This window comes from Aquimarina spinulae, assembly GCF_943373825.1.
Taxonomy (GTDB): domain Bacteria; phylum Bacteroidota; class Bacteroidia; order Flavobacteriales; family Flavobacteriaceae; genus Aquimarina; species Aquimarina spinulae.
On sequence record NZ_CALSBP010000002.1, the window covers coordinates 2989112 to 3003009 of the forward strand.

Sequence of the window (13898 nt, forward strand, 5' to 3'; positions counted from 1 at the left end):
TAGTTAACTTATCGTTTCAAAATGAAAAGCACAACGGGTTTATAAAACATATTTTTATATTAAATTGATATATGTGCATAGTAGTATCATGATGTTTTTTTTACAAAAGAAAAGTATAGGATTAAGCATTTTTAATTTGTCGCATTAAGACTACGATTGCTGTAAATAGAAGACCCCGAAACAAACTGTTTTGGGGTCTTTTAAAAAATATTGAATTTATATTATTGCTTGATAATAAACTTCTTAGTTAGTGTTTTATCATTTGATATTACCGAAAAGAAATACATCCCATCTGGTAAACCGCTTAATTCTACCTTGCTTTCAGACACTTTACCATTTCTTACCATCTGACCAATGTGATTAATGATTCTATAGTCTAAATCCTTAGCATTGTTCATTTGAATCGTAATAAAGCCTTTTGCAGGAACAGGAGAGATCACAAATTCAGAATTTTTCAAATCTGTTGTTGTAATGTCGTTACTGTTGATATTATTTAATTGCGTATTAAAAGGTGGAGTGGCAAAGAATGCACCACATGCTCCAAGATTATTCCATCCAGAGTTAGTAAGCTCATATAGATATCCTTGATACGTTACACGATCACCCACCTGATAATTTACTGAACTATCATATGCAGCCACACCTGTACAAGGGTCAGAACTTCCTCCTGTTGTAGTCACATTAACTGTATTGCTAGAACCAGAAACATTCCCGGCAGCATCTTTAGCTTTTACCGTAAACTGGTATGCTGTATTAGCAGTTAATCCAGTAATATTTCTTGTAGTTGCAGTTACTGATCCAAGATTAGTAGAACCTTGATATACATCATATCCTGTCACCCCTACATTATCGGTAGCAGCATTCCAGGATAGGGTAAGAGTTGTTTGTGCCACATTAGAAGCTGCTAAACCAGTTGGAGCAGAAGGAGCTTGAGTATCCCCACCTGTTGATCCACCACCTATAGCCACGGTGTAATCTTCTACTTCACCATAAGAGAAAGATTCACAAGAAGTTGGTATTGCATTGTATTTCATAGATACTCTCATTCTAGTGTTTCCATCTTTTGCTGTTGCAGGTACAGTAAAGTTACCACTTACCGGAGTTGTTTGTGAAGCTGCATTGGTCCATACTTGTTCTCCTGTATCTGCAAAATCTCCATCTTGATTATAATCAATCCATACAGAGTATCCTTCACTATATTTAGTTCCGGTCCATGTAGGAGTAATGGTAATGGTATTGGCATTACCTTTAGATAGGTTAGTAGATTCAGCAGTAAAATCACTATATCCACCACTTCCTGCGGCAGACGTTTTATTGATAGTTCCTAATTTTACATTACTTATATATTCATCAGAAGTACTTTGACCATTAGATGCACAATAGTTTGTTGGATTACCACCATCAGTAGTGGTAGCTGTTATGGTATTACTAAAATCGGATTGGTTTCCAGCAGCATCTTTAGCTTTTATTTTAAAAGAATATGCTGTATTTGCAGTTAACCCTGTAGCTTGATATGTAGTAGTGGTTACTGTACCAATAACAGTATTGCCTTGATATATATCATACCCGGAAACTCCAACATTATCCGTAGAAGCAACCCAAGAAAGATCAATTGTATTTTGTGTTACATTGGATGCTGTTAAATTTGAAGGAGTAGAAGGGGATTGTGTGTCTGCAGTTGATGATCCTACAAGAGGGACTTTCCAAACACCTCTTCCGTAAGTACCTGCTAATAATACTTTATCTGTATAATTAACTTCCAAATCTCGTACAGAAACATTAGGTAAATTTTCAGAATAATTTTCCCAATTGTTATTTCCTTGCTTATAATACACTCCTAAATAAGTACCTACATAAATAGTTTCGGTTCCTTTTTGGTGTCGGACAACATTTTTGGCCTCACTTGGCAAATTACCTGATATGTTAGAAAAATTTGATCCCTGATCAGTAGATTTAAAAACTCCGTTAGAGGCTCCTGATGAAGAATACCCACTGGTAGATATATAAATGATATTAGTGTTATCATTATGTACTTCTATAGAAGTAATATCTGTAGCAGAAGTATGGATTTTTGTCCAGTTTACTCCTTTATCCGTACTTTTATATAAATTATTTTTACGGGAAACATAAATATTATTTGTATTAGACGGGTCTACTTCGATATGATCCAGTTTACCACCAAAATTGAAGGTAGTAAGTTTTTGAAAAGAATTATTATTTAGTTTATAAAAGCTAGAATATCCTGCATAAATATTTCCATCTTTATCAGAAACCAAAGGGGTAACCCAATTTCCTGTTTCAGGTCCTCGGGTTACATGAGTTTGTGTTGTTCCCCTATTGGTAGTTTTATAAAGAGATCCTCCACCTTGTATAAATCCATAATATGTATTGGGGTTTGTACCACTTACTGCACAATCCATCCCATCGGCACCAAAATAATTGTTCCAAGTGTTTCCGTTACGTGCATATCCTCCATTATCCTGAAGTCCTCCTACAACATTATTAGAGCTACTATTTGCTGCTACCGATATTCTGTAAAACTGACCTATCTGTAGTCCTTTGGTTAAATCTGTAAAGCTCCCTCCATCATTTTCTGATAAGTATACTCCTCCATCACTACCACACATTAATTTTCCGTTATAATAACGTAAAAAGTGAATATCTGCATGAGTGTATGTGGCTTGTTGTGGGTTTGCCCAACCATTGATTGCCGAGAAGTTATTTCCCCCATCGGTAGATTTCCATACATTAAGACATCCTACAAAAATAGTATTGGCATTTGTATCCGAAACGGTTAGTGCTAAATCATACCAAGCTTGACCTGATTCTAGGATATTAGTAGTTTCTTGAGTTTTTGTAAAGCTATTTCCACTATCGGTTGAGCGATATAAACCTTGAAAAGCATAATTAGCATTTCTGGTTTTGGCACTTAAAACATAGACATAACTAGGATTGGCAGGGGTAACTTCGATAACAAATCTTCCCGAACTTGATGGTAGTCCACTTTGTATTTTTGTAAAGCTGGTTCCTCCATTTGTTGATTTATAAAAAGAATCTTTTGTAGCTGCATAAATTACATTAGAATCGCCTGGTTTGAGTTTAATATCCTTTACGTCTTCATTCAATGTTTTAGTCCACGCAGCTCCTGCGTTAGTAGTTTTGTAAACTCCCTGACTAGTTGCCACCCATAATGTATTCGAGTTATTTGGATCGATATAAATATCATTACTAGTAGTTTGTGAATTTGAAAATTCCAGGCCTGTTTTTGCCCAGGTATTTCCTCCGTCAGTAGATTTAAGAACTCCAATGCTATATGAATCATTGGCATCATCATCACCAGTAGAAATATAAACAATATTCGAATTATTAGGATCTATAGCTATACCAGAAACCCCAATTTGAGGGAGATTATCTGATAAAGAGGTCCAATTTGCACCTTTGTCTGTAGATTTCCATATTCCTCCTGCCGGAGCTCCAATATAAAATGTATTAGGATTATTAGGATCTATAATAGCAACATTTACACGCCCTTGTCCTGGAGACCATGAGCCAGTTACTTCATGATTAAATGGCCCCATAGGAATCCAGCTTGCAGCAGCATTTGTAGAAGAAGTCATACTGTTCTTTTCTTCCCAAGCTCTCCATAAGTGCTCAGGAGTTGGTACGGTACCATCTGGTAATAAAGAATTCTTCCAATACTCCTGCCATCTCTTAAAAGGCTTATATCCACTACCTTTTTTCTTATGATTTTTGTCTGTCCAATAGGTGTTAAATGCAGTAGTAATCTTTTGAAATTTTACGGGGGTGTTGACCCCTGAAGAACTCTTGCTTTGATTTAAATCCTGCATCCAGGGGGCACTTGAATTATATTGGGAATGCCCAATATAGCAAATTAGTGCGGCTAAAATGATAAGTGGTTTTTTCATTTTTTGTGTTGAGTTTATGTTAAAAAATTGATTTATTAAACTTGATGAACTAGAAGTTCATAGATTCATAAGGGTAATTATTCATTACCGCTCTATAAATATTATTATAGAATAATAGAAAGTTTTTTATAGGGTTAATTCGTTTCTCGGCATTCTTTGAAGTAGAGAAAAACTAGTAGTATACTAAGATTATAAATTTTAAAATCTTATTTGCTAATACTGGGAGGAGGTAGGTTTTTGATTTGGTTTCATGTTGAGTTGAGTTTAAGTTAGTTAAATTTCCTTCTAAAATCGAAGAATCATGATCAAAGCTCATCAAATCTTTTTGATAAAAAAAAGTTTTTCGATGAAGAGAATAAAATTACTGTACAAAACATTAAGAACTTCACAATGCAACTATGTTGCAAGAAAAATCTTTCTTTTATTCTATGTTAATTTAGTTGATCAAAAAAACTTAACGTTCGCAATTCATTATAATATACTTTATTAGGAAGATAAAAACCTACATGACCGCCATATTCTGGGGTTTCAAGAAATAAATTAGGGTTTTCTTCAGCTTCATCAAAAGGATAGCAAAGATCTCCCAGGAAAGAATCATTTTTGGCATTAAGAATTAATGTAGGTATTTGTATATTTTTCAGAAATTGTTTAGAACTACATTTAGAATAATAATCCATTGCATTTTCATACCCATGAGCTCTACTGGTATATAGTTCATCAATATCCATAAGAGATGTACAGGCTTTAATATCGGATATACTTAGGATATCAGAAAATTGTACTTGTCGATCATATAGTTTGGCTTTGAGGTGATTAATAAACCGTTGTTGATAGATGTAATTTTTTGGTTTATTTATTTCTGACAACGAATCATGAAGATCACAAGGAACCGAAATAGCTGCTGCGGTTTTTATTTCTGAAGCTAAAGAGCGACCTTCTCCCAGGTATTTTAGCATAATATTGCCTCCTAAACTAAATCCGCATATCGATATATTTGTATAAGTATGTGACATAAGAATATGCCTAATAATACGATCCAAATCTTCACTGGATCCGGCATTATAGGATCTATAAAGACGATTTACTTCTCCACTACAATTTCTAAGATTTATTGCTACAGAATCCCAGCCATTATGATTTAGGTGTCTTGCTAACCCCAGTATATATTGGCGTTGTCCATTACCCTCTAATCCATGAATAATGACTGTGAGTTTTTTTGAGTTTGGTATTGTACTGTAACTCCAGTCAAGATCGATAAAATCTCCATCATCAAGCTCTACACGTTCTCTTTTTTGTGATACTCCTTTTACTTTGCGTAGTAAATTAGGATATATAGTAGAGATATAATCATTTCTGAATAAAAAAGGAGGGGTATACTTAGATTCAAGTAACGGCATTAGTATAATATGTTATCCTTTGGTTGTTCTTTTTCTGGAAGATTTTTTTCATCAAGCATATCACGCAGGTCGATTTCAATAGTTTTACATAATGCAGTCATTGGCACATCATTAATTCTTCCTTCAAAAGGATCTTCACTATTACTTCCAATTTTTTCCATAGTAAAGAAAACCCAACTTATTAAAATAGAAAGCGGTATCATTAAAAAGACAAACCATTGCTCTATACCATTTGTCATTTCATTTAGTTTGTTTTCAAAAACATTAAGTAACCCAAAAGGTAGTAATAGAATAAATATCCAGGTAAACAACGTACTAAAATAGGCATATTGTCTCGGGAAGGGAGTATTTTTTATACGTTCACATTTACCTTGAAGATTGTATAGTTCTTCTAGGATATTATGCAAAAGCTGCTTGTCAAACTCTGTAATTTTACCTTGATCCAGGAGTTGTTTAATATGAAGTCCTTGATTTTTAACTAAATGAGTAGAGGGATTCTTCCTTTTTAGTAAATCCTGATATTCCTGATCAGATACAAAAATTTTTGAAGCGTCACATGCAGGCTTTTGTTCTCCGTGTTTTTTAAAAAGGCTTTCGACCGCTATGTTCTCTTTTAAACTAAAAGAAGTTGGTTGTCTGAGTTGAATTCTTAAAGCATTGATCCAGGCTATATGTCTGTAAATCAAAATTTCCTTAGTTTTTTGATCATCATCTACCAGGCATAATACCTGATTGGCCCAGGTTCGGGAATAGTTTACGATACCACCCCAAATCTTACGAGCCTCCCAAAACCGATCATAACTTTGGCTGTTTTTAAAACCGATATAGAATGCTACCGCTATACCAATTACAGTGAGAGGTTGAAAAGGAATATCAATAAATTTCCAATCTAAAAAATGATACAGTGAAAAAATAACTGTAGTGTATATAGTGAAGAAAATGATGTTTTTCCAAGCATAACGAAGGATAAGCCCCCAACCAATATTTCGTTTAATATACATGATGAGTTTTTTTTAAAGTAAAAAGGCCATATAGGTTTTCAAAACCTGTTTCATTAAAATCCTGAAAATAGTATACGGTCTGGATATTTTTTGTTTTATGTGTGTTATCAAATATACATATTTAATAACACTCTGTTATGCGTGCATAATAAGTTATTTTGTATTTTTGCAACTCAAAAAGAGCGATATGTATTTAAAAGATTTTGAAATTAGATGGAATGATATTGATGCAAATCGTCACTTGGCGAATAAAGCATATATAGAATTTGCAGCGCACACCCGAATGTCTTTTTTAACAGAGAAGGGTTTTGATCAACGTCTTTTAGGTAAGTTTAATATTGGCCCTGTCGTATTTTATGAGCATATTTATTACTTTAAAGAAGTATTTTATGGTAGACCAGTAAAAGTTTCTTTAGAAGTTTCAGGATTAAGTGAAGACGGAAAGTTTTTTGAATTTAGACATAAATATTATGATTATAAAGGGCGAAATTTTGCACAATGCGAAATGATGGGTGCCTGGATGGATTTAAATACTCGAAAGTTAATTGCACTTCCAGAAGAAATACATCAACTAATGGATACTGTAGAACGACCAAAAGATTTTAAAGTACTTACTAAAGAGGATACAAGAAAATTCGCTAAAACTCCGGTAGATTTAGAACAGGCTTAGGAGGTTACTTTTTTAGGAGGTTTGGTAACCAGATAGACGCCCAAAAAAACCAATAGTGCAGATATTATTTTAACTGTATTTAGCGTATCTGCACCCATTAGCATGGCAAAACTAATTGCTAATAGGGGTTGTAAATAAATGAATGCCGCAATTGTAGAAGCTCTTAAATGTCTTAGGGCAAATATATTTAACAAATAGGTGAGAAATGTAGTTGCTACGACAACGAAAATCATTTTCCAGATTACCTCATAAGGTAATGAACTCCATGTTACTTCACTAAATTCTGAAATAGTAAGCGGAAAATTAATAATAACGCCTAATAAGAAAAACCATTTCATTAAAGTAATAGAATGATACTTGGCTGTTAAAGGTTTTACCAGTATTAAATAAACCGCATATGAAGCTGCATTGATAATGAATAAAGCATTTCCTAATGGGATGTTTGGGGCATCCTGACGTATTTCGGAACCAAAAAGAATAAGACCCAGCGCTCCCGAAAAACCTAGAAGAATACCAATAGTTCTTAAAAGAGTAATTTTTTCTTTTATAAAAAAAGCAGATAAAATAAACACCAAAATAGGAGAAATGGTGATCATTACAGAACTGTTGATAGGTGTTGATAATTGCAATCCTTTAAAGAACATAAGCATGTTGATTGCCATTCCAAATACGGTACAAGCAACTACCCTTGGCCAGTCATTGCGTTCTATTTTTTGTTTTGGCGCCCATATAGATGCAAGCCAAAATAATAGTGCAGCACCAACTACACGTAATAAAATAAAGCCAAATGGTTTGATATAGGTAGGCATAACACCTTTGGCCAGAGTATGATTTATACCATATATCAAACTGGCACCAAATGCAGCCAATAATGCGGCAGTTCTTTTATCCATTAATGGCAATACTGGCCTGTTCTACCACTTTTTTGCTGTTTCCGACAAAGATGTTATCATCAATAATGATTACCGGTCGTTTTAAAAAAGTATAATGTTCTAAAATCAATTTTTTATAATCCTCTTCAGATAAATTCTGATTCTTAAGATCCCGTTCTTTGTATAATCGTGCTCTTTTACTAAATAAAGCCTCATAGTTTCCAGCTAAGTCATACATTTCTTCAATTTGCTCTGTGGTAATGGCTTCGTTTTTAATGTCTTGTAAAATGAAATCTGAAGATGGATTTAATTCATTTAAAATACGTTTACAAGTATCGCAAGTAGACAAATGATATATTTTTTTCACAGTTGATTATTTTAAGTGTCAAAATCATCACAAAGGAAATTCATTTCACAATTAAAACTCATATTTTTGGCTAAAAATTATGAAATGAATCATAATGATCATGTTGTTCCTAAACGATATGATCATTGGCAAATTCTATACTCGTGCTGAGCACAGTCGAGGTATGACCTTTTGAACAACAAAAAATAAAATAGATAAATACCATGCAAGATCCAATAACAATTACTCGTGTCAATCGAAAAATGTTAGAAAAAATGTTAGATAGTTATTCTTTAGACCAATTAAATGAAATACCCGAAGGATTTAAAAACAACTTGATCTGGAACATTGCACACGTAGTGGTAACCCAACAACTATTAGTGTATAAATTGAGTGGATTACCAATGATGATTGACGACGAAATGGTAGATTTGTATAGAAAAGGAACAAAGACAGAACGGCCAGCTACCGTAGAAGAAGTATCAGAAATAAAGAAGCTTTTATTTACAACATTAGATAAAACAGAAAAGGATCTAAATGATGATATCTTTAAAAATTACAATGATTACGAAACTAGTACCGGATTTGTATTAAAATCTGTTGAGGATGCTATGAATTTTAACAACTATCACGAAGGGATTCATTTAGGATATATCCTGGCACTTAGAAAAGCTATACAATCGTCTTAGACTTAAAAAAAAAGAGACTTTCAAAACAGTATTCTCACTTAAAAACAGAATTGCACATCTTATAAAATTTCTACGGCAAAAAACGAAGCAACTTCTTCCTTATTTAATTTTAATTCTATAGGTCCCTCTGCATAAGAGTTGATTTCATATTGATTGTAATAGAGTACCACCTCTTTATCTGTAAACCCTATAGTCGAAGGTAAGCTGTAAGTATCATTTTCAAAAAAGAACCCTGTGCTATTAATCGATTCATCTTCTGGGATTTTATATTGTGTTCTAAAGATTTTTTCTGCATAATCTTCAAACTCATCATAATTCTTAAATAATGCGCTATTCGAAAATTGCTTTCCTGTTTTTGTGTCAATGTTCAGATAAGAAACTGTACTATTTCCATGAGCACCACCCGTAAATATATAAGAATCCATTAGGACAGAGAGTAAACTTTGACATCTAAAACTAAGCTCACAATCAATAGTAGCTTCATAAGGGATAATTTCTTCAGGGAATTCTTCACTAATATTTTGATACGAACTATTAAATTGAGAGATCGCTTCTTTCAGAGTTGGTTCTGATGCGTCTTCACCAATATTCAAAATAGAACAAGCAGCATTTTCTATTTCTTTATTAATGGTGACGGCAATGGGATTGTCATCAACGATTTTTAGTAAGTTGATCTCTAAAGAAACGCAATCGACATTTTTGCAATCGAGAAGAGTATCTACAGTAAAATTTTGTTTTTCAAAAGTGAAAGATTCTGTATTGTCACAGCTATATAATCCCAAAAAAATTATGAGCAAAAGAATGAATTTTGACTTCGTGTTAGTTTTTGTGTTAATCATCTACTAAAGGTATTCGACGAAATATGATTAGAACGAATTAAATCATACATTTGTCCCGTTTTTCAACATAAAACGACCAAGTTAATTTATTCTTGTTAAAAACTAATAAATAGATGAAATTTAACACTAAAACAATTCACGGAGGACAGAAACACGATCCAGCTTATGGTGCCGTTATGCCTCCGATATATCAGACATCTACATACGCTCAAACCACTCCGGGAGGACATAAAGGTTTTGAATATAGCAGAACGCATAATCCAACAAGAAAAGCATTAGAAGATTCTTTTGCCAGTATCGAAAATGGAAAATTTGGACTTGCTTTTGGATCGGGGCTTGCTGCCATAGATGCAGTAATCAAATTATTGAAACCTGGTGATGAGGTTATTTCTACTAATGATTTATACGGAGGAACCTATCGTTTGTTTACTAAAATCTTTGAAGATTTTGGAATCAAGTTTCACTTTATAGGGATGGAAAATGCAGATAAAGTAGAAGATTATGTAAATGAAAATACCAAATTAATATGGGTTGAAACACCTACTAACCCTATGATGAATATTATTGATATTAAAGCCATAGCTGCAATATCAAAAAAACATAATCTTTTATTGGCTGTAGATAACACTTTTGCTACTCCATACTTGCAAAGGCCTTTGGATCTTGGAGCCGATATTGTAATGCATAGTGCTACCAAATATTTAGGAGGGCATAGTGATGTGGTTATGGGAGCATTAATCGTAAAAGACGAAAAACTGGCAGAGCGACTTTACTTTATTCAGAACGCAAGCGGTGCTGTTTGTGGCCCACAAGATAGTTTTTTGGTGTTAAGAGGAATCAAGACCCTACATATACGTATGCAACGACACTGTGAAAATGGTGAAGCCATTGCAAAATATTTGAAGAACCACCCTAAAATAGAAAAAGTATACTGGCCAGGTTTTGAAGATCACCCTAATCACGAGGTTGCCAAAACACAGATGGATGGTTTTGGAGGTATGATTTCTTTTGTTACCAAAGGAAGTGATTATGATAGTGCAATTAAGATCGTAGAGAATCTAAAATTTTTCACTTTAGCCGAATCTCTTGGTGGTGTAGAAAGCCTAGCAGGACATCCTGCAAGTATGACACATGCTTCGATACCAAAAGAAGAACGAGAGAAAACAGGGGTGGTCGATTCTTTGATTAGATTAAGTGTCGGAATAGAAGATGTTAATGATCTCATTGCGGATCTCGAACAAGCTATTGGATAGCCTAATTATTAAATTAAAAAAATAAACTTGTTTTTTTAGGAATATCATATATTTGGCGTGATATTTCAACCTATAGATAAGAATCTATTAATTCAATTAACATATGCAAGCAAAGATAGATGCATTCATGGAAGAGGTAAGGGCTCGTAACGCACACGAACCTGAGTTTTTACAAGCGGTACAAGAAGTTGCCGAAACTGTAATCCCTTACATCGCTACAAAAGAAATTTATAATGGGAAAAACATCCTGTTAAGAATGGTTGAGCCAGAGAGAGCGATCATGTTTCGTGTACCCTGGGTAGATGATAAAGGAGAAATTCATGTGAATAGAGGGTATCGCATTCAAATGAATTCTGCAATAGGACCATATAAAGGAGGATTACGTTTTCACCCTTCTGTAAATATAAGTATTCTGAAATTCTTGGCTTTTGAACAAGTTTTCAAAAATAGCTTAACTACACTTCCTATGGGAGGTGGTAAAGGAGGATCTGATTTTGATCCTAAAGGAAAATCTGATGATGAAATTATGCGTTTTTGCCATAGTTTTATGAGTGAGCTTTTTAGACATATTGGCCCTGATACAGATGTTCCTGCGGGAGATATAGGAGTAGGAGGTCGTGAAATAGGATTCCTATTCGGGATGTATCGTAAAATGCGTAATGAATTTACGGGTGTTCTTACCGGAAAAGGACTTACATGGGGAGGATCTCTAATTCGTCCTGAAGCTACTGGATATGGAACGGTTTATTTTGCAAAAAATATGCTTGAAACCCAAGGAGGTTCTTTTGAAGGAAAAATAGTAACAGTTTCTGGTTCTGGAAATGTTGCGCAATACGCTGCAGAAAAAGCAACGCAACTGGGAGCAAAAGTAGTGACGCTATCAGATTCTTCTGGATACATTTATGATAAAGACGGAATTGATGAAGAAAAACTAGCTTTTGTAATGGAGCTTAAGAATGTAAAAAGAGGACGTATCAACGAGTATGCCGATAAGTATCCTTCTGCAGAGTTCCATAAAGGACAAACCCCGTGGGGAGTAAAATGTGATATAGCTTTACCATGTGCTACCCAAAATGAATTAAATGGAGATGATGCACAAACGTTAATTGCTAATGGCTGTGTTTGTGTTAGTGAAGGTGCTAATATGCCAAGTACACCAGAGGCAATTACAGCTTTTCATAAAGCTAAAATTTTCTTTGCCCCAGGAAAAGCTTCTAACGCAGGAGGTGTAGCAACATCAGGATTAGAAATGACACAAAACTCATTGCGTTATAACTGGACTCGCGAAGAAGTAGATAATAAACTAAAACAAATTATGGAAGATATCCATTCTGCTTGTCTAGAATACGGTAATGATGGTAATGGATATGTAGATTATGTAAAAGGAGCTAATATTGCCGGTTTTGTAAAAGTAGCCGATGCTATGATAGCGCAAGGGGTTATATAAATAAGATTTATTTTATAAGCAAAAGCCGTTTAGAGAAACCTCTAAACGGCTTTGTTGTTGATTAAAAGAATATTTAATCCCGATTATGCATTTCGTTTCCCAAAATTATGTTATCCATGAATCAAGTGTAAGGATGATATCATTTTGTTATGTATTTTTATAGTTAAATTGGTTCTTATGAAGCATGCAGGTCTTTTCTTTTTTTTAGTGCTATTAATCTCATGTGGAGTCACACATACGATTTATGATTATGATGAACAACAGGATTTTTCAATATATAAGACCTATGCTTTTTATCCTGAGATGAATTCTGAGCTTAATGATTTGGATCAAAAACGATTATTGATGGTAACAGAAACCATTATGCAAAGTAAAGGGTTTACCAAATCTGAAACTCCGGATATTTATATGAATTTTAAAACAATTATGAATAAAACGCCTTCACGTAATAGTATTGGTGTAGGGGTTGGTAGTGGTAGCGGTGGTGTTAGTATCGGTGTAGGAGGATCTATTCCTATTGGCGGACCAGAAACTTTTCTTGAACTTACTATTGATTTTGTCGATGTAAAAAAAGATGAATTGGTATGGCAAGCGATTGCCGAGAGAAGGTTTTACCCTAATGCCTCTCCAGACGCACGTACCAATTTCTTTCAAAAAATTATTGAAAAATCCCTGGTTAAATACCCACCTAAGCATAAAGAATAAGATTACTTTTTTATTTATTTTCGATTTATAATGATAATCAACTCACCAGCAATAGTAATACATTCCTTACGATATAGTGAAGCAGACTTGATTGTTTCATTGTTTACAAAAACTAGTGGGTTACGCTCTTATTTACTAAAAGGAGTTTTAAAATCTAAACGAGGAAAAATCAAAGCATCTTTATTTCAACCACTCACCTTGTTAGAAATACAAGCTTTTCATAGAGATAAAGGCTCTTTAGAGAGAATTAAAGAGGCCAAAATAAAAACAATTTATAAATCGTTACATACAGATTTTGTAAAAGGGACATTAGTGTTTTTTATTTCTGAAGTACTTAAGAACTCTATACAAGAAGAAGAAACGAATACAGATCTATTCGAATATATTGAAACCGCTTTAATGTGGCTAGATACACATGATACTATTGGTAATTTTCATATTACATTTTTAACCAAGCTTACCCAATATCTTGGCTTTTATCCAGATACCCCTCATGCAGAATCAGACTATTTTAATATGCAGGAAGGCGTTTTTCAATCTATCAGTAGTAATATATATTGTGTAAGCGGGGATCAGGTAAAATTATTTAAACAATTTTTAGGCACAACATTTGAGGCAAGTATGGATATTAAACTATCGAAGAACACACGAAGTGATATTCTGGCTATGCTATTAGTATATTTTGAACTACATTTGCACGGTTTTAAGAAGCCGAAATCACTTTCAGTTTTAAACGAAATTTTTAATTAAGAT

Annotated in this window: 12 protein-coding genes; 6 read left to right on the forward strand and 6 right to left on the reverse strand. The window is 33.8% G+C overall.

The window, feature by feature from the left end; genetic code table 11:
• Positions 1–221 precede the first annotated feature (221 nt).
• The 3 genes from NNH57_RS18630 to NNH57_RS18640 form a co-directional block, all read right to left on the reverse strand.
• On the reverse strand, positions 222–3926 hold the full coding sequence (locus NNH57_RS18630; protein ID WP_108808081.1) for a VPS10 domain-containing protein: 3705 nt from the start codon (positions 3924–3926) through the stop codon (positions 222–224).
• 431 nt (positions 3927–4357) lie between these two features.
• Positions 4358–5323: a YheT family hydrolase gene (locus NNH57_RS18635; protein WP_074405629.1), complete on the reverse strand. Its 966-nt coding sequence runs from the start codon at positions 5321–5323 to the stop codon at positions 4358–4360.
• Positions 5323–6324 carry a bestrophin family protein gene (locus tag NNH57_RS18640; RefSeq protein ID WP_108808080.1) on the reverse strand — a complete coding sequence of 334 codons (1002 nt, stop codon included), beginning with the start codon at positions 6322–6324 and terminating at the stop codon, positions 5323–5325. The genes NNH57_RS18635 and NNH57_RS18640 overlap by 1 nt, the downstream gene beginning before the upstream one ends.
• A 187-nt stretch (positions 6325–6511) precedes the next feature.
• Between NNH57_RS18640 and NNH57_RS18645 the strand changes: the two genes are divergently transcribed.
• Positions 6512–6994 (forward strand): acyl-CoA thioesterase, encoded by a 483-nt coding sequence (locus NNH57_RS18645; RefSeq protein ID WP_034245147.1) that lies wholly within the window; start codon positions 6512–6514, stop codon positions 6992–6994.
• Here NNH57_RS18645 and NNH57_RS18650 read toward each other — a convergent pair.
• Both NNH57_RS18650 and NNH57_RS18655 read right to left on the reverse strand, forming a co-directional pair.
• On the reverse strand, positions 6991–7887 hold the full coding sequence (locus tag NNH57_RS18650) for a DMT family transporter (protein ID WP_108808079.1): 897 nt from the start codon (positions 7885–7887) through the stop codon (positions 6991–6993). The two genes, NNH57_RS18645 and NNH57_RS18650, sit on opposite strands and share 4 nt — an antisense overlap.
• Positions 7880–8233, reverse strand: coding sequence for an arsenate reductase family protein (locus NNH57_RS18655; protein WP_108808078.1), 354 nt, complete (start codon positions 8231–8233; stop codon positions 7880–7882). The genes NNH57_RS18650 and NNH57_RS18655 overlap by 8 nt, the downstream gene beginning before the upstream one ends.
• Before the next feature lie 203 nt (positions 8234–8436).
• Here NNH57_RS18655 and NNH57_RS18660 point away from each other — a divergent pair, with 203 nt between their 5' ends.
• The gene (locus NNH57_RS18660; RefSeq protein WP_108808077.1) at positions 8437–8901 is read left to right on the forward strand and encodes a DinB family protein; all 465 of its coding nucleotides are present in this window, start codon (positions 8437–8439) and stop codon (positions 8899–8901) included.
• Positions 8902–8960: 59 nt separating this feature from the next.
• Here the strand turns inward: NNH57_RS18660 and NNH57_RS18665 are convergent, their stop codons facing one another.
• Complete coding sequence (locus tag NNH57_RS18665; protein WP_159099239.1) at positions 8961–9698, reverse strand: DUF3298 and DUF4163 domain-containing protein; 738 nt, start codon at positions 9696–9698, stop codon at positions 8961–8963.
• 155 nt (positions 9699–9853) lie between these two features.
• On the opposite strand from NNH57_RS18665, the gene NNH57_RS18670 reads away from it, so the two are divergent.
• From NNH57_RS18670 to recO, 4 genes are all read left to right on the forward strand, one after another.
• Positions 9854–10993 carry a cystathionine gamma-synthase gene (locus NNH57_RS18670; RefSeq protein WP_025665899.1) on the forward strand — a complete coding sequence of 380 codons (1140 nt, stop codon included), beginning with the start codon at positions 9854–9856 and terminating at the stop codon, positions 10991–10993.
• Positions 10994–11096: 103 nt separating this feature from the next.
• Positions 11097–12440: an NADP-specific glutamate dehydrogenase gene (gene gdhA, locus NNH57_RS18675; protein ID WP_108808075.1), complete on the forward strand. Its 1344-nt coding sequence runs from the start codon at positions 11097–11099 to the stop codon at positions 12438–12440.
• A gap of 177 nt (positions 12441–12617) precedes the next feature.
• Positions 12618–13145, forward strand: a complete 528-nt coding sequence (locus NNH57_RS18680) for a DUF4136 domain-containing protein (protein ID WP_074405619.1) — start codon at positions 12618–12620, stop codon at positions 13143–13145.
• 30 nt (positions 13146–13175) lie between these two features.
• Positions 13176–13895, forward strand: a complete 720-nt coding sequence (gene recO / locus NNH57_RS18685) for a DNA repair protein RecO (RefSeq protein ID WP_108808074.1) — start codon at positions 13176–13178, stop codon at positions 13893–13895.
• The last annotated feature ends 3 nt before the right edge of the window (positions 13896–13898 follow it).

Excerpts from the sequence above, each read along its gene's own strand:
- NNH57_RS18630 (WP_108808081.1), bottom strand. The coding sequence starts at position 3,926 with ATGAAAAAACCACTTATCATTTTAGCCGCACTAATTTGCTATATTGGG.
- NNH57_RS18635 (WP_074405629.1), bottom strand. The coding sequence starts at position 5,323 with ATGCCGTTACTTGAATCTAAGTATACCCCTCCTTTTTTATTCAGAAAT.
- NNH57_RS18640 (WP_108808080.1), bottom strand. The coding sequence starts at position 6,324 with ATGTATATTAAACGAAATATTGGTTGGGGGCTTATCCTTCGTTATGCT.
- NNH57_RS18645 (WP_034245147.1), top strand. The coding sequence starts at position 6,512 with ATGTATTTAAAAGATTTTGAAATTAGATGGAATGATATTGATGCAAAT.
- NNH57_RS18650 (WP_108808079.1), bottom strand. The coding sequence starts at position 7,887 with ATGGATAAAAGAACTGCCGCATTATTGGCTGCATTTGGTGCCAGTTTG.
- NNH57_RS18660 (WP_108808077.1), top strand. The coding sequence starts at position 8,437 with ATGCAAGATCCAATAACAATTACTCGTGTCAATCGAAAAATGTTAGAA.
- NNH57_RS18670 (WP_025665899.1), top strand. The coding sequence starts at position 9,854 with ATGAAATTTAACACTAAAACAATTCACGGAGGACAGAAACACGATCCA.
- gdhA (WP_108808075.1), top strand. The coding sequence starts at position 11,097 with ATGCAAGCAAAGATAGATGCATTCATGGAAGAGGTAAGGGCTCGTAAC.
- NNH57_RS18680 (WP_074405619.1), top strand. The coding sequence starts at position 12,618 with ATGAAGCATGCAGGTCTTTTCTTTTTTTTAGTGCTATTAATCTCATGT.
- recO (WP_108808074.1), top strand. The coding sequence starts at position 13,176 with ATGATAATCAACTCACCAGCAATAGTAATACATTCCTTACGATATAGT.